Here is a 22,776-nt window from a genome sequence, read left to right on the forward strand (position 1 = left end):
CAATCTTCCGAGCATTTGATATTTCTTGCGTCACGATTATACTGGCGAGTAAACAACGTCAAACATCTCAGGAGGACACGTCATGATTTCGTCGAGCGATCCGATCGTCATTGCCGCCGCCGCCCGCACTCCCATGGGCAGCTTTCAGGGCGAGTTGAAGAAGGAAACGGCGGTCACCCTGGGTGCCGCCGCGATCCGCGAGACGCTGTCGCGCGCGGGCATCGACGGCGGCGACATCGATGAAGTCGTGATGGGCTGCGTGTTGTCGGCTGGCCTCGGCCAGGCACCCGGACGCCAGGCTGCGATCGCCGGCGGCGTACCGCAGTCCGTGCCGGCTTCCACGCTCAACAAGATGTGCGGCTCGGGCATGAAGGCCGCGATGTTCGCGACCGATCTCGTGGCAGCAGGCAGCGCCAATATCGTGCTGGCCGGCGGCATGGAAAGCATGACAAACGCGCCATACCTGCTCGACAAGGCGCGCGGCGGCTACCGCATCGGCCACGGCCGCGTCATGGATCACATGATGCTCGACGGCCTGGAGGACGCCTATGATCGCGGCCGCGCCATGGGCACCTTTGCCGAAGACACCGCGCAGCACTACCAGTTCACCCGCGAGGCGCAGGACAATTACGCGCTGGAATCGCTGGCGCGCGCCAAGCGTGCGATCGAGGAAGGCCGTTTCCAGGCCGAGATCGTGGCGGTGGATGCGTCCACGACCGACGAACAGCCCGGCAAGTCGCGCCCCGAAAAGATCCCGCATCTGAAGCCCGCTTTCCGCGACGGCGGCACGGTGACGGCGGCGAACTCCTCATCCATCTCGGATGGCGCCGCAGCCCTGATCATCACCCGCATGTCGGAAGCCGAAAAGCGCGGTCTGACCCCGCTCGCCACCATTCCCGGCCATGCCAGCCATGCGCAGGAGCCGAACTGGTTCACCACCGCGCCGGTTTTCGCCATGCAGAAGCTGTTGGACAAGGTCGGCTGGACCAAGGACGAGGTCGATCTGTGGGAAATCAACGAGGCCTTCGCGGTTGTGCCGATGGCCGCAATCCGCGATCTCGGCATTTCGCATGATGTCGTCAACATCAATGGCGGCGCCTGCGCGCTCGGCCACCCGATCGGCGCATCGGGCGCGCGCATTATGGTGACGCTGTTGAACGCCCTGAAGGCGAACGGCCTCAAGCGCGGCGTGGCATCGCTGTGCATCGGCGGCGGCGAAGGCACCGCCATGGCGGTCGAGCTGGTCTGACCGGCAGCGCGTCAGCCGCATGGCAACGGATACTGCGCAAACGATTGGACAGGGCGAGCTCGCGCTTCAGGCCCTGTCCGATTACCTGAAGGCGAGGCTGCCGGATCTGCGCGGCGAGCCTCGTGCGCGGCAGATCTCGGGCGGGCAGTCGAACCCGACCTTCTTTCTGTCCTACGACAATCGCGATCTGGTGCTGCGCAAGCAGCCCGCTGGGCAGCTTCTGCCGTCTGCCCATGCGGTGGACCGCGAATACCGCGTTATGGCCGCCCTCGCCGGCCAGGGCGTGCCGGTGCCGCGCATGGTGCTTTACGAGGAAGACCCCGCCCTTCTCGGCACGAAGTTCTACGTCATGGAGCGTCTCGACGGCCGCGTTTTCCATGACAGCCGGTTGCCGGAATTGGCACAAGGCGACCGCGCCGCCGCTTATCGCGATCTCGCAACGGTGCTCGCGCGCCTGCATTCCGTGGATGTCGCGACTACGGGTCTATCGGACTTCGGCAGACATGGCAGCTATTTCGAGCGGCAGATCGCCCGCTGGACCAAGCAGTGGCATCTCTCGAAAACACGCGAAATACCCGACATCGATGCGCTGGCCGCCTGGCTGCCGCAGAACATTCCGGCCGATGATCGCACCACGATCGTGCATGGCGATTACCGCATCGGCAATGTCATGCTGCATCCGACAAGGCCAGAAATTGTCGGCGTGTTGGACTGGGAACTCTCCACGCTCGGCCACCCCTTCGCCGACCTCGCCCATACGCAAACGCTGTGGTTCATCACGCCGGAAGAGTATGGCGGCGTGATGGGTATCGACTTTGCGAGGCAAGGCATTCCGACTCGCGAAGCTTTCGAGGACACCTATCTGCAAGCCGCCGGCCTCAGCGAAGGCCTGCAACCCTTCCACCTCGCTTTCGCCCTGTTCCGCTTCGGCGTAATCTTCGAAGGCATAGCGGCGCGTGCTTTGGATGGCAGTGCCACCAGCACCAACGCGGCGGAAGTCGGCAAGCTGTCGAGTGTGCTGGCAGCGCGCGCGGCGGATATCCTCTCGGGTGATCGCAGCTGGAAGGGTTGACCATCGCCGACCCGGTGTTTCTGTTGGCTCTGACGCAACGGCAAGGAATCAGGACAGCCCATGAAACGCATCGTCTCTGCTCTGCTCGGGCTCATCCTGCCTACCCAGGCGCAGCCGCAAACGCCTGACGATCCCGATCTGCGCAAGCTGCGTTCCATGACCCAGCTTGAAGCCGAAGCCGTGCCGACGATCGCGCATCTACCGGCAATCGAGAGCGAAACGGAAAGCACGCGGCGCAGCGACCGCGAAGTGGTGGAGCGCACGATCGCCCTGGCCATTGTCGCGGTGAAAGGCGAAACCGGCGATGCTGGCCTCGCCAATTCGCTCGTACGCCAGTTCAACGCCGAAGCCTTCTTCACGCCGAAGGAGCGCGCCTTCATGGCTGAAAGCGATCCGGAGCAGCAGGATCGCGTGAACTTCACCTGGCGCTATGAAGGCGTGAACGTCCTGCTTTGGGCACTCGGCATCTTCGACGAGCTGCCCCGCCCCGAAGCGATCTGCGACGTCCCCCGCATCGCCGCCACCTTGCGCGATTTCGGCACCGACGGCCTGAAGAAGCGCGCCAGGCTGAGACCACAGCGCGAAATCCTCGACGCTGCCGACCTGATCTACCGCTATGACTGGGCCGTCGTAAACGCGCGCATCAAGGGCGAACCCACGCCGAGCGACCTCGACGGCAGCGTCGTCCAGGAACGCCATCACGCCCTGAACTGGCTGATCGGATATCAGGACCAAGCATGGGACGATGTTTCGACGGATACCTGAGTTTGGGCTCAGTCTCGAACGTCCGCTTCCAAGTTCGAAAAGTTGGAAGCGGACAGGATCGGCGCTGTGGCTGTCTTTAGATCTGTTTCATGCCCCCATCGACGCAAAGTTCGGCGCCGGTAATGAAGCTGGCGTCGTCGCTGAGAAGAAACAGCGTTGCGGACGCCACCTCGTCTGGACGCGCCATACGGCCCATCGGTATCGGCGCGATCAGCGTTGCACGCACATCTTCAGATACGGCCGCCATCATGTCCGTGTCCGTGGGACCAGGTGCCACGACGTTGACGCGAATGCCGCGAGGCGCGAGTTCGGCAGCCCAGGTGCGGGCATAGGATCGGACCGCCGCCTTCGTGGCCGCGTAGGTGCCGTATGCCGGAATACCAGCGGCGTCCGCGATTGATCCCATGAGAACGACCGACGCGCCATCACCCATCGCCGGCAGGGCCGCCTGCAGGCCGAACACCATTCCACGCACGTTCACACCAAAGTGCCGATCGAAGTGCTCGACGGTTTGATCTGCAATCGCGGCAGGTTCGGATAGACCAGCGTTCAGAACGAGAAGGTCGAGACGTCCCCGCGCTTGCCTCACGGTCGCGACGACCCGTGCCAGATCCTCAAGCACGCTTGCGTCGGCCACGAGCCCGCGAGCGCCTCCGGCCACTTGCCGGGCCGCGGTCTCTACCTCATCAGCGCGTCGCCCCGTCAGGAAGACGGTTGCCCCTTCGCGCGATAAGCGTTGTGCGATCGCCAGTCCGATACCCTTCGCACCCCCGATCACGAGTGCGGTCTTGTTCTCAACTGTTGCCATCGCATCAACTCCTTGTTTGGCGATGGCATCCAGATATACGATGGCTATCTAGTAACAAGAACGCACTTTGAAGAGCCTAGATATGATCGATGATACCGAGCTGGCCTGTCTGTCTGAGCAGGCACGCGGCAATATGGTTCACATCCGGCCGGTTCTGGATCGGATCGCAGACAAGTGGACGATCCTGATCCTGACCGAACTGTGCCCCCAGCCGGCGCGATTTAACGAAATCAAGCGACGTCTGGACGGCATCACGCACAAGGCGCTTGCCGACGCTTTGAAGCGACTCGAACGCAACGGCCTCGTGACACGGACTGTGCTGCCCACCGCCCCGATCGGTGTCGAATACGCGATAACGCCACTCGGCCATTCGCTGCGCCAGCCGTTCGAGGCTCTTTGTGCCTGGGCGCTTGCGCACGGTCCCGACATCAAGCGAGCAAGTGCCTGCTTTGATCAGGCAAAGGCCAATCAATAGCCGCCGAGGACGGAGGCACAGACAGGTCGCGTCGGCTTGAAGGTGAGTGCGCGATGATCGTGGAAGGACTGCCAGAAGGCGATTGTCGTCTGATTACCTGCCTAGCCTTAGCCCTTTTCACGTCGCTTTCTTCGTCGTGACCTTGTGTGGACGACCGCTCCGGTCGTAGGTAATCCATTCCCCGACCTGCTTTCCGTTATCGAAGTGACCGGAACGCAGCTTCGTGCCGTCGATCCGAAACCACTCCCAGTACCCGGACAGGGTTCCATCCAGCATCTGCCCCTTTGCCCGCAGAGTCCGCTTTTATGCCAGTGTTCGACTTGTTCAAGCATCATCGCGTGCTCCTCGTCGAAAGCCACCCTGCCCCGCGTTCCACATCTACACTAGCGCTATTGCCGATGCCGTAGAATGTCTGCGCCTGGGGTCGCGTTGAAAACGCTATACGGCCGCAACGGAGTTGGAAGATGCCCTTCCTATCCAACGGCAGCAAGTATCAAGCCAGATCGGACCGAATCTCTGAAGTTGATGGTGTGCATGGATAGACTAGCCGCCCTCACCATTGGCTAAAGCTCAACGCGCCGAACTGGCGTGGGTCTGCTCCGTGGCGGAAGGCGGCTTCGATGAGGCGGTGCACTTCGCCGATGGTGACCTGCCTCTCATAGGAGCCCGACTGATCTGGTTGCGGGAGGTCGAGTAGGACGATCGGAAGGTGGCTGGCATCGTCAACATCGTCCGGTATGCCTGCTGTGAAGTAGAACTGCACCGTTCTGTCCTGATCATCGATCAGGCCAAGGAAGTTGCCCTCGACGCCGCGCACGACATCGGACCAGATCCGACCCGCCTCGGCAAGATCGACATCCCTTGCGACAGCCGATGGCAGTTCGTCGCCACAGTCATTCCAGTATGCTTTCATGCGCCTGCCTTCGGTGAACCGCTTAAGTAAGGTTTGACGCACCACCCTACTGCCCTACTGCCCTACTGCCCTACTGCCGTATTCACCTACTCACCTCTCCCCCTCCACCGGCCACCGCCAAAACTCATTCCCCTCTTCTGACAGGTTCCGGTTCAGCACCATCTTGTGCACCTCATCGGCGCCGTCGACGAGGCGGGCTTGGCGGGCGTAGCGGTAGATCCATTCCAGTACGGTGTCCTTGGAATAGCCGCGCGCGCCGTTAATCTGGATGCCGGTGTCGGCGGCCTTGTGCAGGACGTCAGCGACATGCACCTTGGCCATGGAGACCTCCTTGCGGGCGTACTCGCCCATATCCAGCGCGTAAGCTGCTTTTTGCACGAGCAGGCGGCCGATTTCGATCTGCATGGCGAGGTCGCCCAGCATCAGCTGGATGCTTTCGCGGTTCGCCAGCCTTATGCCGAAGCCTTCACGCTTCTCGGCATAATCCCTGGCGATTTCGGTGCAGCGTTTGGCCAAGCCGAGCCAGCGCATGCAATGGGTGAGGCGCGCAGGTCCGAGCCGGGTTTGCGTGACGCGCATGCCCTTGCCTTCGCCGAGCAGGATCTCGCTTACGGGGATTTCGAGGCCGTCGAACTCGATCTCGCAATGGCCGCCATGTTCTTCCGGTCCCATGATCGGAATGCGGCGCTTGATGCGCCAGCCCGGCTGGTTCTTGTGATACAAGAAAGCCGACAGACCGTGGCGCGGATCGTCGGATGTCCGGGCGATCAGGATAAAGTGCTCGGCCTCTTCCGCGCCCGTGATGAACCACTTCGTGCCATGCACGACATAGCGGTCGCCCCGTTTCGTCGCCCGCGTCTGGATCATTTGGGGATCGGACCCGCCGCCGGGATGCGGTTCCGTCATCACAAAGGCCGAGCGCACCTCGCCACGCGCGATCGGCATCAGCCATTTTTCCTTCTGCTCCGGCATGCCGATCTTTTCGAGCACCATCATGTTGCCGTCGTCAGGCGCGGCCGAATTGAACACGGCCGGGCCGAAGATCGAGCGGTTCATGGCTTCGTAGCAGACGGCCATGCCACGCTTGTCGAGCCCCTGCCCGCCGCTCGCCGCCGACAGCTGGAGGTTCCACAGCCCTTGCGCTCTAGCCTTATCGCGCAGCTCTTCCAGCAGCGGCAGAGCGATGTTTTCATGTGCATCGTAGGACGATGGGTCGGCTTCGAGCGGCAGCACCTCGCGCTCCACGAAGGCGGCGATGCGCTGGCGGAAATCCTCGACGCGAGCGGAAATGGTGAAGTCCATGGTGGTCTCCTACAACGACGCGTTGCTATGACCGCCGTCCACCACCAGCGCTGTGCCAGTGATGTAAGCGCCGGCCTCCGAGGCCAGCAGCAGGACGGCGCCGTCGAGGTCTTGCATGCGGCCAAGCCGGCGCTGCGGAATGCGCTTGATCATGGCCTCACCCGCCGGACTGGCGAAGAAATCGCGGTTGATCTCGGTTTCCACATAGCCCGGGCAAAGCGCGTTGACCCGGATGCCATAGCGCGCCCATTCCAGTGACAAAGCGCGGGTGAGATGAACGAGCCCAGCTTTGGAGGCGGCATAGGCCGACAGCTCGGTCGCCACCCGCAGCGCCACGATCGACGCGACGTTGATGATGGAACCGCCGCGCTCGGCCTGCCGCAACGCCTTGGCCGCAGCCTGTGCGATCAGGAACGGACCCTTCAGATTGACGTCGAGCGTGTTGTCCCAGGCCTCTTCGGTGAGGTCCATCGCCCGCGCTGCGCCGCTGATGCCGGCATTGTTGACGACGATGTCGAAGGGCTGTTCGGCTTGAGCAAACAGCCGCGCAATGGAGGCGGCATCGCGCACGTCCAGCGCGACGGCGTTCGCCTCTGCGCCGTTTGCGCGTAATGCGTCCCGCTCGGTTTCGAGGCTGTCGAGCCGGCGCGCGGCGAGCGTCACAGAGGCGCCTTGTTCGGCAAACAGCCGCGCAAAATGCTGGCCCAGCCCGCTCGACGCGCCTGTTACCAGCACGCACTTACCCCTGATGTCGTCGAACATGCAGGCTCCTCCCCGACAATGAGCGATGGCTTAGTGTCGGGGAAGTCAAAGAAGGCCGCAAGAGCGAACGGCCTGAAAGCGCTTAGTAATCGCGCTCGTAGAACACGCCGAGGCTGGAGTCTGTGGTGCCTGCGCCGCCCTTCACCTTCAGGTTTTCGGTGATGTCGAGGTTGATCGTCGCCTTGGTATTGCCGCCGGCACCCGCTTCCACGCCGAGATAGGTGTTCTCGTTGATGTAGCGGCCGGCACGCACGGCGGCATTACCTTCGCTGTCAGTCACCACGTCGAGATCGTCCAGACCCGTGCCGGCGCGCAGGCTGCCGAGCAGCGAATTGTTGCCGCCGCCCGCGAGTTCGGCGGCGGCCGCGGCAAGCTGCGCGATCTGGAAGGCCGACAGCTCGTTGATGCCGCGATTAAAGATCAGGCGCGCCAGCACTTCGTCCTGCGGCAGTTCGGGCGACGACGAGAAGGTGACGTCGATGTCGGACGCACGGCCCGTCACCTTCACGAAGACCGTGATATCCGACCCTTCCGAGCGCGCCACGAAGTTGAGGTACGGATCGAGATCGCCCACCAGCGTGACCTCGCCTTCATCGAAGGTGATGCGCTGGCCGAGAATGCCGATGCGGCCCCGGATCATCTTCAACCCGCCGGTCGGCTGGATGTTGGTGACCGGCCCGCTGATCTGCACGGACCCGCCGAGCTCGGCATCCACGCCGCGACCGCGCACGAACACCTGGTTTGGCGCATTGATGGTGATGTTGAGGCGCGCCACGCTCGGGCGCGAGGTAGGAACCGGCGTACCATCATTGGCCTTGGCGCGCACCAGCGTGGCACGAACGCCGGCCGGCGGGTTGCGGTGCTTGACGTTGATGGCGGCAGCACCGCCGGCAAAGCTTTCGGGAACGGTGATTTCGGCACGCGCCACGTCGATCGTTCCGCCGATAACCGGATCCTGCAACAAAGCGCCGGTGACCGTGAGGCGGCCGTTGACGGTGGCAACCAGCAACTCGCCGTCGGCATAGCGGGCATTGTTGAGGTTGATCGCGATATTGGCGGGGAAGTTGCTGCCTGGCGCAATGCCGACGGTGCCCGACGCGCTGACCGTTCCGCCGCCACCAATGGCGCCCGACACGTTCTCGATCGTGACCGTCTGGCCCGATATGCCGACCGCGACGTTGATGTTGCTGACGCGCAGGTTGGTTTCGGGATCAACCACGGCCGCACCCGCCGAGGTCACGCGGCCCTGAATGTTCGGTTGCTGGATGCTGCCGGTGACCGTTGCATTGGCATTGACCGTACCGGTCAGCTGCGTGCCGCGATCGGCTAGGAAGCGGTTGGCGAGTGCAAGCGGCGCCTGCGCGTCGACATTCACGGACAAGCCGTCGCCCGACAAAGGCACGCGACCGTTGCCGCTGACCGTGAGACCCTGAGCGCCATTGACCCGCAGGCTGTTCAGCGTCACCGCATTGTCGCCGTAAGCGCCATCCGCCTGAACGGAAAGTGGTGCCACACCCGCTTGAGCCAGCGGCGCTGCGGTGATGCCGCTTCCCTGGAGATTAAAGCTGGCAGATGGATTGCGCAACTCACCCGTGACCCGCGCCGTACCGGTGACGGTGCCGCCAAGATTCTGGTCGGGCACGAACCCGTTGGCGAGCGCCAACGGCACCTGCGCATTCACATCCACCGCCAGTCCGGCACCCTTCAAGGGCACTCGTCCACTGCCGCTGACATCCAGCCCTTGTGCACCCCGCACCTGCAGACTGTTCAGCGTCAGGGCGTTGTCGCCAAAGGCACCCTCCGCCTGAACGGAAAGCGGTGCAGCGCCTGCTTGAGCAAGCGGTGCGGCACTGATGCCGCTGCCCTGGAGATTGAAGCTCGCAGCCGGGTTGCGCAATTCACCGGTGACACGGGCGGTGCCGGTGATCGTGCCAGCAAGTTTCTGCTCTGGCACGACCGCATTGGCGATGGCCAGCGGCAGCGAGCGCAGCGTGACGTCGAGACCAAGCTGACCTTGCCCGAGCGGCACCGTACCTTGGGCGCGCGCATCGACGCCTTCTGGGCTGGTGATGGCCGCATCAAGGGTCAGGAGCTGGTTCTGCGTGCTGCCATTGGCAGTGACGTTGATCGAAGACAGGCCGGCCTGTTTCAGCTGGGCGGCGGTCAGGCCCTGCCCGCGCACGTCGAAATTGATGTCTGGCGCACTGCGCGATCCGCCGACCTTCACCGTGCTATCGAGCGTTCCGCCAAGGCCGAGATCCGGCACGACGCTGTTGCCGATCGCGAGCGGCAGCTTCGCGATCACCAGATCGAGGTCGAGCGTTTCGGCAATCTGGCCCTTGGCATCGATCCGCCCACCGTCGACATCGAGAGCAACGCCATCGATGGTGATGACCTGGTTGATGATCGTCACCGAAGCCGGCTGAAGCAGGCGGGCATTGGTGCTGCCGTGCGCCAGCGCCAGCTCGTTCAAGCCTACGCGGAAACCGGTGTCCACACGCGACAAAGCCCCGGCAACCTTAGCCGTGGTGCCATTGTCGAGCGCAGTTTCGGCAGAGAAGTCGGTGGTGTCGGCGTTCTGGCGCGCTTGCGCCTGCAACCGCGTGACGGTGAAGCCGCCGGCCACGACATCGCGCGCATCGATGGTCGCATTGCCGCCCGGCACCTTGAACAGGTCCGAAACCTCGGCCTGCACATCAGCACTGCCGACGCGCGCCTGGTCGACGACGAGGTTGCGGATGTCGGCCTTGATGTCGCCATCCTGATTGCCGTTGACCGGCCGCAGCCGGATCGTGGCATTCGCCGAGCCGGATGCCTGCGTCAGGAACAAAGCGGCAGCCGTCGATACGTCGCTGGCACGCAGTTGTACTTGTCCGTCGAACAAGCCGCTGGACACGATTTGGCTGATATCGCCCGTCAGGTTCGCACCGCCGGCCGAGAAGCTCAACGCGCTCAGCTTGCGGGTGGAGGCGGAAACGGCGACGCCGCTCCCCAGCTGTACACGGTTGCCATCGAGGAACGCGTCACCGGTGAGATTGCCGTCAAGCAGATCCGGCAGCTGAACGCCCTCGAAACCGATGCGCGCCTGTGTCAGCGTCTTGTTCATCAGGCGGCCGTTCGGCACATTGGCATCGAAGTTCAAGCGGATCGTGCCGTCGGCGCCCTGGGCGCGACCGACTGCCGTCAGGCGACCGCTCGCCTGCTGCGAAACGAGCGCGAGATCGCTCAAGGCGAGATCGAAGTTGAAGTCGGCCGCACCGGTCGCAAAGCGGCCATCCGCCGTCAGCTCGACCTGATTGTTGGCGACGCGGAATTGGCGCGCAACCAAGCCGTTCTCACCGCGCGCAATTCCGCCCGAAAGGCGCGTTTCACCCTTGAGCAACGCATCGGCGGCCGGTGTATCAATCGACAAGCCGTTGGCCGAGCCATCCAGCGTCAGATCGAAGCCTCCGCCGACGGGGTTGACCGAGCCCTTGGCCGCAAGGCGCAGGCCGCCGGCAAGATCACGACCGGCAAGCGCCGAGAACGGCACGATGGAATTGGCATCAACGGCGATGTTGCCGTTGAAGACGAGGTCGGCGATCGCGCCATCCAGCGCAACGCTGAGGCCGTTGCCAGACAAGGTCGCACGGTTCAACTGAACCGGCTGGTTGGCGCGCCAATCGCCGTCGATCGCCAGCGTGATTTCGGAACCCAAAGCTTCCGCCACTTCCGCAGCCTTTGCGTCCAACCCGCGCGCGCCACCGTCGACCTTGAAGGAAACGCGCCGGTTGGCGGCATCCTGCAGGTTCTGCGCGAGGCCGGAGAAAGTCAGCGCGACGCTTTCGCTGGAAAAGCTGTCGGCGTTCAACTGGGCGATGTCGAGCGAGCCGGACCACTGGTCGCTCGCGGTGTCGCCAAAGGAAATCTTCAGCTGCGCGCGATCGATCGTGTTCTGACCGGGCACCGGCAAAAGGATGGGCTCGGCGCTGCCATTGTCGACCTGCGCGTCGAGCGTCAGGCGCTGCAGGAAGCTGTCGGCCGCGGTTTCAGCCTTGGCGCTGAGCTTGAGCTGGGCGCTGGTGAGTTCGAGCTGGTCGAGCCGGAAGCCGCCGGCATCCTTCGACACGCCGCTTGCCTGCAACTGCGTGGATGCGCCGAAGAAGGCGCGGAAGCGTTCGGGGATCAGCGAGGCAATCGGCCCGTCCAGCGTGGTGTTGAAGCCGAGGCCGAGTTCCTGGCGTCGCAAAGCAGTCTGGCCAGTGAGGATGCGCTGGCCGGCAGCGTCCAGATTGAGCGAGAGGTCGAACTGATCGAGCGGACCATTGCCGGCAACAACCAGATTGACCGGCGGGCGATTTTCGATGGCCAGCAGGTTGGCGACGATGCCGTTTTCCGGCTCTTCCAAACGAAGATCGATGCCGAGATTGGTGGTGTCGTTGGCATAGGTCGCCGTCAGCGCAAGCTTGCCGCCGGGACCATCGAGGCGCGTGACGTTGAGCGCGGTGTCGAGCGAGCCGTCGGCAAGGCGCACACGGCCGTTGATCGCGAGTTCGGAAGCCAGACCGAACACGGTTGGGCCGAAAACGACGCGCTGCACATCGAGCTGATCGAGCGTGATGGAAACCGGCAGTTCCGGCAGTGCGAAACCGGTGCCGGCTTCAGGCGCAGGCAGGCCTTCTTCCGGCAGCGGCTTGCGGGTGACTTCGATACGTTCAGCCGAAAGGGTGGAGATCTGCAACCGGCCGAGCAGCAGCGCGCGGCGCGTCCAGTCGATGCGCGCATTGACGATGCGCAGCCACACGCCTTCGCGGTCGGCAATGGTGATCTCGCCGATCGTCGCATCGGACGACAGGGCGCCCTGAATGCCGTTCAAGCGGATCTGCCGGTTCGGCGTCGAAAGCTGATCTTCCACGAGGCCGACGAGATAAGAACGGTCTTCCTGCTCTTCCTGCGCAAAAACAGGAAACGCAACGAACAGCAGTGCGAGAAGTGCGAGGAACCGGGTCAAAACGCCTGTCCTATGCCGATGTAGAACGCGAAGTCTGGATCGTCGCGGCCGGGATTGAGCGGGATGGCGATGTCGCCGCGGATGGGGCCGAGGCCGGTGAGATAGCGCAAGCCGATGCCCGCGCCGAGTTTCAGTTCCTCGGCAAAATCAGGGAAGGATTCCGCACCGACATAGCCGGCATCCACGAAGCCGACGAGGCCGATGGAATCGGTGACCTTGGCGCGCAGTTCGGCGGATCCTTCGATCAGCGAGCGACCGCCCGTGATGATGCCGTCTTCGCCTTCCACGCCGATGCCGCGATATTCATAGCCGCGCACCGAGCCACCGCCACCGGCGAAGAACAGCTTGTCCGGCGGCGTTTCGCCGATGTCGGAGCCGGCCAGCGAGCCGATCTTCAAACGGCCGGCGGCAACGATGCGGTCGTCCTCGCCGAAGCCGTAATAGGTCCGCCCTTCCAGGGTCGCGCGGGCAACGGGATTGCCATAGTTGAACTCGAAGAACGGCTCGACCATGGCTTCCACGAAGAAGCCCTCCGTGGCGTCGACCTTGTTGTCGCGCGTGTCGTAGGTCAGCGTGCCGGGCAAACCGACTGTCACGAAATCGCGTTCGCCGAGATCGTCCTCGAAGCGGGACGGGCCGCCGCTGAGGAACAGGCTGCCGGACAGTTCTTCCGTAAAGATATGCGTGAAGCCGGCCTGCGCCGTGACCGCCGTGCGGGTGTAGGCATCGAGCACTTCGCGATCGCCGAACAGCGACGTCACGAAATCCGTGTCGGGCGTGAAGACGCCGGGGCGGGTATAGGTGACGCCGACGCGATACGTGAAGTCCGCCGGATCGAAGCGGCTTTTCTCGGGCTCGTCGCCTCGGCGGCTGGTGACCTCGGCGCCGACACCGGCGACCTTGGCATCAAAACGCAAACGTTCGGCGTGGCCAAACAGGTTGCGGTGCTGCCAGTAACCTTCCACACCCGCGCCATCCAGCGTGGAATAAGACGCGCCTACGCCGAAGCGGCGCAGCGGGCGCTCCTGCACGATCACCGCCATCGGCAATTCGCCATTGGCCTCGATCGCTTCGGCTTCCTCGATGCGCTGCGAGCGGAACACTTCCAGCCGGCCCAAACGATCATTGGCGCGCTTGACGTCGTCGGGATCGAACTCTTTGCCTCGCGGAAGATCGGTCATGTAGGCCACGAAGTCGGGGTCCATGCGGGCAGTGCCCTGCACGGTCGTCGGCCCGTAAACCGCGCGGCGGCCCGGCTCCATCACGAGCGTGGCATCGAGCTTGGTGGTGTCGTGCAGGGCCTCGACGCGGCGCTCGGCCACGGCAGCCTTGGCATAGCCCTGCTGGCGCCAGGCTTCCTTGGACAGGTTCTCGGCCTGCAGGATCACGCCGGACTTGGCGGGCTCGCCCGGCACGAAGCCGTTGTCGGCGGGCAACTCGACGCGGTCACGCCGATCGGTGGGCGCCGGCGCCTGGTTGACGACTTCGGCAACGCCAAAGGCGAACACCGGGCCCGGACTGACCGTGACGACGACATTTGCAGGGTTGGCGACCGTGGCATCCGGCGCAAGTTCGGCGGCTTCGCGGCCGTCGATCTGAATGGAAATCGTCGGACCATAGCGGCCCTGCGCATACATGGTGCCGAGCAGACGGCGGTAATCGCCGCGGGCCTTGGCAAGCAGGCCGGATGCGCCGGAAGCCGGCTCCTCACGGTCGCCCCAAAGGTTCGAGGCGCCCTTCAGCGTGTCTTCGACATCGTCATCCTCGCCGGCATTGACGGTGAAGGTGACATTGTAAGGCTGCGGCTCGCCGACCGGCTCATCTTCGGGCTTGGACGCCTTTTCGAAGAACTTGTGGCCAAACAGCTCGAACGCCGTCGCGGGGTACAGCGCCGAAGTGCTCAGAACGATCGCCGCAACGATCCGCAAACTCCAGCCACGCATCGGTTGCAACCGCATTCCTCACCGTACTCATACGCCAGTCCCGGTCAAAGTACCGCGACTGGCCCTTAGGTGCAGCATCAAATGTCTCGAAACGAGAATCTTTTATGCAAATTCGGCAATCCTGCCACACCTGACAGTTGTAGAAAGTTCTTAAATGGGAAGTGTTTCCGCCGCTTTTCTAAACCGCCGGTCATCCACCGCCGCGCCGAGAAGCGCCTGCGTATAGGGATCGCGGGGATTGGAGAAAATATCTTCCACCGGCCCCTCTTCCACGATTCGGCCACCCCGCATCACGATGATCGTATCGGCCATGGCGCGCACCACCGACAGGTCGTGGCTGATGAAGATGTAGGAGAGATCATGCGCCTGCTGGAGATCGCGCAGGAGGTCGACGATCTGCTTCTGCACGGAGCGGTCGAGTGCGGAAGTCGGCTCGTCCAGCACCATCACCTCCGGCTTCAGGATCAGGGCGCGGGCAATGGCGATTCGTTGGCGCTGGCCGCCGGAGAATTCGTGCGGATAACGGTTGCGCATGGCCGGATCGAGCCCGACTTCCTGAAGCGCCTGCACGGCACGGCGATCGCGCTCGGCGCGCGGAATGCCGCTTTCGTGCACAAGCAGGCCTTCCGTCACGATCTGACCAACGGTCATACGTGGTGACAGCGAGCCGAACGGATCCTGGAACACCAGCTGCAATTGCCGGCGCAGCGGCCGCATGGCGCGGCGGTCGGCCTGGCTGATGTCCTGCGTCTTGAAGCGCACCGCGCCCGTGCTCGGCAAAAGGCGCAGCAACGCGCGGCCGAGCGTCGACTTGCCTGATCCGGACTCGCCGACGATGCCGATCGTTTGCCGCTTCTTCAGCGCGACCGAAACCCCATCGACGGCCGTGAAGGTGGCGGGTTCCTTGAACAGCGAACCGCCCAGCGCAAAGGTCACCGTGACATCGCGGCCTTCGAGCAGGATCGGCGCGCTCCCTTCTGCCGGCACCTTCTGCCCGGTGGGTTCGGCGCTGAGCAGCATGCGGGTGTAGGCGTGCTTCGGCTCGGCAAAAAGCGCTGCGGTTTCCCCTTCTTCCACCACCTTGCCAGCCTGCATGACGTAAACGCGGTCGGCGAGACGGCGGACGATGCCGAGATCATGGGTGATGAAGACGATCGCCATGCCGAGCTTTTGCTGGAGCTCGGCGAGCAAGGTCAGGATCTGCGCCTGGATGGTCACGTCGAGCGCCGTGGTCGGCTCGTCGGCAATCAGGATGTCGGGATCGTTGGCAAGCGCCATGGCGATCATCACGCGCTGCCGCTGACCGCCGGAAAGTTCGTGCGGATAGGAATCGATGCGACGTTCCGGCTCAGGAATGCCGACCAGCGTCAGCAGCTCAATCGCCCGCTTGCGTGCCTCACCGCGGCTCAAACGGCGGTGATGGATGATCGGCTCTGCAAGCTGACGGCCGATCCGGTACAGCGGGTCGAGCGAGGTCATCGGCTCCTGGAAGATCATGGTGATCTTGGCGCCACGCACCGTGTTGAGCTGCCGGTCCGACAGGCCGAGGATCTCCTTGTCGCGATAACGGGCCGAGCCGGTTGCCCGACCGTTGGCGGCAAGCAGACCCATGACGGCCATCATTGTCTGGCTCTTGCCCGAGCCGGATTCGCCGACGATAGCCACGGTCTCGCCGCGCGCCACATCGAGGCTGACACCCTTCACGGCTTCGACCACACCATCATTGGTCTGAAACGACACGCGCAGATCGCGAACGGAAAGGACGTTTTCCATATCAGCGCTCCTTCGGGTCCAGCGCGTCGCGCAAGCCGTCGCCCAGGAAATTCAGGGCAAACAGGATCACGGTCAGCGTCACGGCGGGATAAAGCAGCAGCCAGATCGCGCCGCGCATGTTCGAGGCGCCTTCCGCAATCAGCAGTCCGAGGCTGGTCAGCGGCTCCTGCACGCCAAGGCCGAGGAAGGACAGCAGGCTTTCCAGCAGGATCGCCTTCGGCACCAGCAACGTCACGAATACAACCACCGGACCCAGCGTGTTCGGAATGATGTGGCGCTTGAGGATGCCGGCGCTCGATACGCCCATGGCCTCGGCCGCCTGCACATATTCCTGCCGCTTGATCGTCAGCGTCTGGCCGCGCGCGATGCGCGCCATGTCGAGCCATTCCGTAAAGCCGATCGCGATGAAGATCAGCACGAAACTTCGGCCGAAGAAAACGACGAGCAGGATTACGAAGAAGATGAAGGGCAGCGAATACAGCACGTCGACCACGCGCATCATCACATTGTCGATGCGCCCGCCGAGATAGCCGGCAACCGCGCCATAGGTGACGCCGAGCGCCAGCGCCATGAAGGAGGCAAGCAGGCCGATCGCCAGCGAAATGCGGATGCCGATCAGCACGCGCGCCAGCAGGTCGCGCCCATTGGCATCGGTGCCAAACAGGAAGCGGAGGCGCTGCACATCGGCCACCATCACGCCGCTGGTCGCGCCCTCGCTTAAGGCATTGCCGTCCGCGTCTTCCAGCCTGGAATTGTCGAACAGGTCTGAGCGATCGACATAGCGCGTGATGCGCGGGTCGAGCGCTTCGTCATCGGAGATCGGCGCGCGGATGGTGGAGCCATCCAGCTCGACCTCGCCGATCGTGATGCGGGCACGATCCAGCGAGCGCTGGAAGTCCGGGATGATGCGGTCCTCGCGCGGATAGGCTTCGAGGCTCGCCGGCACGCGCACATATTGCGGAAAGATCTGGTCGTAGCGATGCGGCACAAGGCTTGGGCCGACGATGCCGGCCAGGGCCAGCAGCAGCAAAACGAGCGCGCTCGCCACCGCCGCGCGGTTGCGCCGAAGGCGCAGCCAGGCATCCTGCCACAGCGAGCGGCCGGCCGTAACCGCAAGCGCTTCCGCCTGCGGCTGTTCGGTGAGGATATGGTCAGTCATAGCGCACCCGCGGGTCAAGCCAGGCGTAAAGGATGTCGACGATCAGGTTGAACACGATCACGAACAGTGCGATCACCACCACCGTGCCCATCACCAGCGTGTAATCGCGCCCCAGCGCGCCCTGCACGAAATAGCGGCCGATGCCTGGAATGCCGAAGATGGTTTCCACCACCACCGAGCCGGTGAGAAGGCTGGCAGCGGCTGGCCCGAGATAGGACACAACCGGCAGCATTGCGGCACGCAAGGCATGAACGCCGACAACGACGCGGGTCGGCAGGCCGTAGGCTCGCGCGGTGCGCACGTGGTTCGAGCGCAAAGCTTCGATCGTCGCGCCACGCGTCAGGCGCGCCACCACGGCGATCTGCGGCAGGGATAGCGTGACCACCGGCAGGATCATGTGTTTCCAAGTGCCCCAGCCGCCCGCCGGCAGCCAGCCCATCAATACGCCGAACAAGAGGCTGAGCAGCGGTGCGATCACGAAAGTGGGAATGGTGATGCCGAAGGTGGCGGTTCCCACCACCATGTAATCGACCCAGCTGTTTTGCCGAAGTGCCGCCAGCGCGCCGAGCACCGTGCCGACGATTAGGGCGATCAGCATCGAAAGCGAACCGATCTGGATCGACACCGGCAAACCGACACGGAACAGGTCGACCACGGAGAAGTCGCGCCGCGTAAAGCTGGGGCCGAGATCGCCCTGCGCGAGATTACCGAGATAGATGAAGTATTGCTGCCAGAGCGGCTTGTCGAAATTGTAGGCGCGCTCGAGGTTCTGCATGATCAGCGGATCGAGCGGGCGCTCCAGATCGAACGGCCCGCCGGGCGCCAGCCGGATCATGAAGAAGGCGATGGTGACGATAACGAACATCGTCGGCACGGCGCCCAGCAGGCGCCGCAGCACATAGGTGAACATTAGAAGAAGCTCCGTCGCATCGGACGCTTGCAGCCGAACCGGTCAACCCGGTCCGGCCGCATCAATGGTTCAGTTCTCGACGGAGAGCCAGCGCGTTGCGTGCTGGTTCATGATGTTGTCTTCCCAACCCTTGAGCTTGGGCGACACGAGCGCGGTCGACGAATAATACAGGATCGGAATGGCCGGCACTTCCTTCAGGAACAGCTCCTCGGCCTGGCGCAGGATCTTGGACCGGGCGGCCAGATCGGTCGTCGTGGCGGCTTCCGCCATCAACTTGTCGTAGTCGGCATTCGACCAGCGCGGATAGTTGAAACCGAGATTGGCGCTTTCGAACAGGAACAGGAAGTTCTGCGGATCGGAATAATCGCCGATCCAGCCGGCACGGGTCAGGTCGAAGTCGCCGTCGTTCTTCATGTAATCGAAGTAGCCGGTGCCTTCCATTTCCACGATCGTCGCGTTCACGCCGATATTCTTCAGCATGTCGGCCACCGCCGTCATCGTGTTCTTGTGGTTTTCACCAGTGTTGTGGCGCAGCTCGACGGTCAGACTGCCTTCCTTGACGCCGGCTTCTTCAAGCAGCTTCTTGGCCTCGTCTTCGCGGTCCAGAATGTCCTTGTCCTTGTAGGGCAGGAAGACCGGGTCCGGATAATTGTCGATGCCGGGCGGCACGATCGAGTATCCCGGTAGCATGGATTCGCGCCAGATTTCCTTGGCAAGGAAATCGCGATCGATCGCCATGGACAAAGCCTGGCGCACACGCGGATCGGCCAGCTTTTCCTTCTTCACCTTCACCGGCAGATAATAGGAGCCGAGGTAAGGCGCGATATGGAGCTGATCGCCCAGCTTCTCCTTCATGTAATCCATCTGCGCATTGTCGATGTCCGAGCAGGACAGAACTTCGCCAGCCTCGAAGCGGCGCAGGCAGGTCGCGCGCTCTTCGAACGGAATGTAGTTCACGACGTCGATCTTCACGTTGGCCGCGTCGTGGAAGTTCGGGTTCTTGCGCATCACGATCTTGTCGTTCGGCGTGAACGCTTCCAGCATATAGGCGCCGTTGGACACCATATTGCCGGGCCTAGTGTACTGGTCGCCGAATTGTTCAACCGACTTCTGATGCAGCGGGAACGAGGCCTGATGCGTGAGAAGCTGCAGGAAATAAGGCGTCGGCGCATTCAGCTTGATCTCGAGCGTATGATCGTCGATCGCCTTGGCGCCAAGATCCGCAGCCTGCTTCTCGCCCTTGTTGATCGCTTCCGCATTGACGATCGGGTAGAGCATGTTCGCATACGGCGCGGCCGTTTTCGGGTCCTGAATGCGCTGATAGGCAAACACGAAATCGCCGGCTGTCACCGGGTCACCGTTCGACCATTTGGCGTCGTTGCGCAGCTTGAACGTGTAGGTCAGGCCGTCCTGCGAAATCTCCCAGCTTTCCGCAACGCCGGGAACAACCTCGGCCTTGGCGTTGGGCACGACGAGCCCTTCATAAAGGTCGCGCATCAGATTGGCCTCGGGGATGGTCGAGGTCTTGTGATGATCGAGCGTGGTGGGATCGGTGTCGTTGCCGCGATTGTAAACGACTTCCGCCTGAGCGGTTGCCAGCATCGGTGCGGCGGTGAGCAGGACGGTCGCGAGGCACGTGGCGCTCAGAAGCGACTTCATCATGGTACTTCCCCTTTTTGTTCCGGCCTCATGACAAGGCTGCTGACAGGCACAATAAACGGGATGATCGCTTGGTCCAGCCGCAAATCTGCTAACGCACGGTCAAAGCGTCGCGCATGGCACTTGGCCGACCCGGAAAAGACGATCCCACTGCCCCGCCCGCAATTCCATTTTGACACCGGAATCCACGCCAGCTACGTTAACCACGAATCAAGGGATGTTGGTTGAAGCGCCTGTTGCGGAGGGGTTCGCAGGAGGCGCTAAAAACTGGGTTAGCGGTGTTTGTCGCGACCATCCGGGACTTCGGTTTCGTTCCCGCGTTCGCCGGTGGCTTATCGCCATGAAGCCGGCTGTGTTTCCCGCGTAAGACTGTGTGTCGAGCTGAGTTGGCGTGGCCTTCCGGATGCGCTCGAACCGGTGTGTCTGAACGATTTTGACGAGATTTGGTCATGCCTGTCATGGCCCAGGGAGGGATTCGATCAACGATGAGTGCTGCACTTCACGCTTCTTCCGGTGCGCTGGCGATGCCGTCGACCGTTCAGGACGCGCGGCGCGACCTCGTTGAACTGATGCACCAGATCTGCAGCGACATCCGCGCGGATCGCTACATGCTGATCGACCTGACCGCGCGTGCCGGCGAGAAAGCGCGGATCGTCGCATCGAACTGGATCTATGACGCGATCGACCTGATCGGCCTCGATCTCATTGTGCGCGTGGCCGTGCGCAATCCGGTTGAAGCGCAGGCGCTTCCCGCCCCCGTCGAAGCCGAACTTCTCGCCGGCTACGGCCATGTCGATCTGATGGGTATTCCCCTGCGCGCCGGAAGCAAGCGCTATGCCCTGCTTCTCTCAGCCGAAGCGACGGGACGGCTCGTGACGCGCGCGGTTTCCAAGGTCGAGCTGCTTTGCGGCTATGCCCTGTCCATGCTGGCCGGCAAGCTCGGCACGGCATCGAACAACGATCCGCTCACCGAACGCGAGCGCGAATGCCTGTTCTGGGTTGCCGAGGGCAAGACCACGGAAGAAGTCGGTGTCATTCTCGGCGTGTCCACCAGCACCGCCAACAGCCATCTCACCAATGCCATCCAGAAGCTCGGCGCCCGCAATCGCGCGCTGGCGATCGCCACCGCGATCCGGCACGGATTGATCTGACGATGTATCTCGGCTCCTTCCATTCCGGCACGCGCTTCTCCATCGCGACCCCGGCTGCCACAGCAGCCTATATGCCGATCCTGGCCGAACTGCTGGAACTGTCGGAAGATCTCGGCGCCTCGGATTTCAGCCTCCTGTCGGTGACATCGGGGCGAACCGGCAAGCTGACCCCGTTGATGGATTCCGCCTATCCCGATGCCGCATCGCTGAGCCAGCAGCTCGTATCGGATGCGCCGGCCGCCCTTGTGCGGCACACGATGTCTTCAACCATCATCGCCTGGTGGGCCGCGTCCGATCATCCGGCCGCCACCCGCTTCGAGCGCCTGCGCTGGGCTGCGCAAACCACCCCGCTCGGCAAATCGCGCGCCGGTCTGGTGATGCCGCTTCATGCCAACCGCGCCGATTACGGCATGCTGGTTCTGACCGGCCCGGATTTTTCCGTCGACGACGAACGCCTTGCCAGCGCCCACATGCAGGCGCTCGAGCTGTTCGGCCGGCTGATCGCGCTACGTGTCAAGGACACCGACGGCCAGCCCAAACTGTCACGCCGCGAGCTGGAATGCCTGCGCCTGACAGCCGAAGGTCAGACCAGCGAGGAGATCGCCGCCGGGCTTGGCCTCTCCATCCACACCGCCAACACCTATCTCGGTAATGCCACGCAGAAGCTCGACGCCGTGAACCGCATGCATGCGGTGGCGAAAGCTCTTCGTCTCGGCCTGATCGACTAGAGACGGTGTTCCACCGCCGAAACACGCGGCGGTGACTTGCGAATGCGGGCTTGTTCGATCATCGCCGCCAGATTGCGCGTGTTCTCATCCGCATCCGGCGTCGGCTGGTCGAAGGAAACATAGGTCACCTCCACGCCCGCTTGTTCGTCTTCCAGCCTCAGCGTGAAGTAAACGGTTGCGCCGCGCGGCCGCAATTCGAGATCGAGCTTGATCTTGGGCACTTCACCCCAGTTTACGACCGCCTCCCCGCCATGGCCGAGCTTCAACGTGCCCGGCATGAAGTAGAGCTCGGCGGCGGATTCCACGATGTCGGCGATCGAGGCGAACTGTTCGAAGCGCAGGAAAGCAAGGTAATCGGCGACATCAACCATGCGCAATTCAGCGACGACTTCGCTGATCGCGTTGGCGACGATGATTTCCCGTGCTTCGGAATGATCTTGTCGGTTCATGGTCGCGCAACAACAGGTTTCTTGTTGGTGATGATGCGGACAAGAGCCGCGGCCGCTTGGAGAACCGCGACGGAGTTAAGGTATCCACCGAAACTTGTTTGAGCATGGATCACGCGAGCACGATGTTCTCGGTGAGCAGCCGTTGGCTAAAGTTTGAACGAAAGCGTTAAGCTTTAGGGGATTGGTGACTTTTCTGTGCCACAACAATCGGTGCGGGACCTCTCTCGCGGAAGCTTCCACTTGGGCGGCACATGACCAACGCTACCACAGAGATCGCCGTCAAAACTCCGCGCTTCGTACCGGTGGAAGTGCGACTTCGCAGCCCGGTGGTTACTCAGTCGAGTGATGCTGCAGCCGGTGCAATCTCGCTCCGCTTAAAGGCTTTGCAGCGTCAACAGCGCACGGCGATCGAGGCACTTTCGCTCAACAATGCCCCCACCCAGTCAATCCTGGCGCTCTTCCGCTGAATCTGTGGTCTGACGGCCACAGTAATTTTGAGGAGGGGCGGTTGGACGAGGGCTGGCAGCACATTGCTGAGCCGAGCACATACAGCCTTCAAAGCCTTGCAGAACAAGGCTTTCAGCCTGACCGACGCGATGCGCCGGAAAGCCCGTTAACCATTTAAGTCACGGGACTCCCAAGATCATCCTCATAAGAACTCGTACTGT

General features: G+C 62.9%; 19 protein-coding genes. 7 read left to right on the forward strand and 12 right to left on the reverse strand.

The window, feature by feature from the left end; all coding sequences use genetic code 11:
- Positions 1–82 precede the first annotated feature (82 nt).
- From IE166_RS08850 to IE166_RS08860, 3 genes are read left to right on the forward strand one after another with little or no spacing between them, the layout of a single operon-like run.
- Positions 83–1,249 (forward strand): acetyl-CoA C-acyltransferase, encoded by a 1,167-nt coding sequence (locus IE166_RS08850; RefSeq protein WP_189503062.1) that lies wholly within the window; start codon positions 83–85, stop codon positions 1,247–1,249.
- A 19-nt stretch (positions 1,250–1,268) separates the two neighbouring features.
- On the forward strand, positions 1,269–2,321 hold the full coding sequence (locus IE166_RS08855; RefSeq protein ID WP_189503063.1) for a phosphotransferase family protein: 1,053 nt from the start codon (positions 1,269–1,271) through the stop codon (positions 2,319–2,321).
- A gap of 60 nt (positions 2,322–2,381) precedes the next feature.
- The gene (locus IE166_RS08860; protein WP_189503064.1) at positions 2,382–3,086 is read left to right on the forward strand and encodes a DUF4272 domain-containing protein; all 705 of its coding nucleotides are present in this window, start codon (positions 2,382–2,384) and stop codon (positions 3,084–3,086) included.
- 76 nt (positions 3,087–3,162) lie between these two features.
- Here the strand turns inward: IE166_RS08860 and IE166_RS08865 are convergent, their stop codons facing one another.
- Positions 3,163–3,894 (reverse strand): SDR family NAD(P)-dependent oxidoreductase, encoded by a 732-nt coding sequence (locus IE166_RS08865; RefSeq protein WP_189503065.1) that lies wholly within the window; start codon positions 3,892–3,894, stop codon positions 3,163–3,165.
- An 82-nt stretch (positions 3,895–3,976) separates the two neighbouring features.
- On the opposite strand from IE166_RS08865, the gene IE166_RS08870 reads away from it, so the two are divergent.
- Complete coding sequence (locus IE166_RS08870) at positions 3,977–4,369, forward strand: winged helix-turn-helix transcriptional regulator (protein ID WP_189503066.1); 393 nt, start codon at positions 3,977–3,979, stop codon at positions 4,367–4,369.
- A gap of 117 nt (positions 4,370–4,486) precedes the next feature.
- Here the strand turns inward: IE166_RS08870 and IE166_RS08875 are convergent, their stop codons facing one another.
- The 10 genes from IE166_RS08875 to IE166_RS08920 form a co-directional block, all read right to left on the reverse strand.
- Positions 4,487–4,645 carry a toxin-antitoxin system YwqK family antitoxin gene (locus IE166_RS08875; protein WP_189503067.1) on the reverse strand — a complete coding sequence of 53 codons (159 nt, stop codon included), beginning with the start codon at positions 4,643–4,645 and terminating at the stop codon, positions 4,487–4,489.
- A 277-nt stretch (positions 4,646–4,922) separates the two neighbouring features.
- Positions 4,923–5,282 carry a hypothetical protein gene (locus tag IE166_RS08880; RefSeq protein ID WP_189503068.1) on the reverse strand — a complete coding sequence of 120 codons (360 nt, stop codon included), beginning with the start codon at positions 5,280–5,282 and terminating at the stop codon, positions 4,923–4,925.
- A 90-nt stretch (positions 5,283–5,372) separates the two neighbouring features.
- Positions 5,373–6,584, reverse strand: coding sequence for an acyl-CoA dehydrogenase family protein (locus IE166_RS08885; protein WP_189503069.1), 1,212 nt, complete (start codon positions 6,582–6,584; stop codon positions 5,373–5,375).
- 9 nt (positions 6,585–6,593) lie between these two features.
- Positions 6,594–7,346 (reverse strand): SDR family NAD(P)-dependent oxidoreductase, encoded by a 753-nt coding sequence (locus IE166_RS08890; protein ID WP_189503070.1) that lies wholly within the window; start codon positions 7,344–7,346, stop codon positions 6,594–6,596.
- Positions 7,347–7,428: 82 nt separating this feature from the next.
- Positions 7,429–12,336 (reverse strand): translocation/assembly module TamB domain-containing protein, encoded by a 4,908-nt coding sequence (locus tag IE166_RS08895; RefSeq protein ID WP_189503071.1) that lies wholly within the window; start codon positions 12,334–12,336, stop codon positions 7,429–7,431.
- Entirely contained in the window at positions 12,333–14,294 is a 1,962-nt protein-coding gene (locus IE166_RS08900) for an autotransporter assembly complex protein TamA (protein WP_189503072.1), read from the reverse strand. Before IE166_RS08900 ends, IE166_RS08895 begins: the two co-directional genes overlap by 4 nt.
- Before the next feature lie 135 nt (positions 14,295–14,429).
- Positions 14,430–16,052 (reverse strand): ABC transporter ATP-binding protein, encoded by a 1,623-nt coding sequence (locus tag IE166_RS08905; protein ID WP_189503073.1) that lies wholly within the window; start codon positions 16,050–16,052, stop codon positions 14,430–14,432.
- A gap of 1 nt (position 16,053) precedes the next feature.
- Complete coding sequence (locus IE166_RS08910) at positions 16,054–17,211, reverse strand: ABC transporter permease (RefSeq protein ID WP_189503074.1); 1,158 nt, start codon at positions 17,209–17,211, stop codon at positions 16,054–16,056.
- Positions 17,204–18,121 carry an oligopeptide ABC transporter permease OppB gene (gene oppB / locus IE166_RS08915; RefSeq protein ID WP_189503075.1) on the reverse strand — a complete coding sequence of 306 codons (918 nt, stop codon included), beginning with the start codon at positions 18,119–18,121 and terminating at the stop codon, positions 17,204–17,206. Before oppB ends, IE166_RS08910 begins: the two co-directional genes overlap by 8 nt.
- 69 nt (positions 18,122–18,190) lie before the next feature.
- On the reverse strand, positions 18,191–19,783 hold the full coding sequence (locus IE166_RS08920) for a peptide ABC transporter substrate-binding protein (RefSeq protein ID WP_189503076.1): 1,593 nt from the start codon (positions 19,781–19,783) through the stop codon (positions 18,191–18,193).
- 482 nt (positions 19,784–20,265) lie between these two features.
- Here IE166_RS08920 and IE166_RS08925 point away from each other — a divergent pair, with 482 nt between their 5' ends.
- Positions 20,266–20,931, forward strand: coding sequence for a helix-turn-helix transcriptional regulator (locus tag IE166_RS08925; RefSeq protein WP_244641370.1), 666 nt, complete (start codon positions 20,266–20,268; stop codon positions 20,929–20,931).
- Between the two features lie 2 nt (positions 20,932–20,933).
- The gene (locus IE166_RS20795) at positions 20,934–21,659 is read left to right on the forward strand and encodes a response regulator transcription factor (protein WP_189503077.1); all 726 of its coding nucleotides are present in this window, start codon (positions 20,934–20,936) and stop codon (positions 21,657–21,659) included.
- Here IE166_RS20795 and IE166_RS08935 read toward each other — a convergent pair.
- A complete protein-coding gene (locus tag IE166_RS08935; protein ID WP_189503078.1) occupies positions 21,656–22,108 on the reverse strand; it encodes a hypothetical protein in 453 nt (150 codons plus the stop codon). The genes IE166_RS20795 and IE166_RS08935 overlap by 4 nt on opposite strands.
- Positions 22,109–22,359: 251 nt before the next feature.
- Between IE166_RS08935 and IE166_RS20940 the strand changes: the two genes are divergently transcribed.
- Positions 22,360–22,575: a hypothetical protein gene (locus IE166_RS20940; protein ID WP_189503079.1), complete on the forward strand. Its 216-nt coding sequence runs from the start codon at positions 22,360–22,362 to the stop codon at positions 22,573–22,575.
- Positions 22,576–22,776 lie beyond the last annotated feature (201 nt).

The organism is Tianweitania populi (assembly GCF_014652875.1).
GTDB lineage: Bacteria > Pseudomonadota > Alphaproteobacteria > Rhizobiales > Rhizobiaceae > Tianweitania > Tianweitania populi.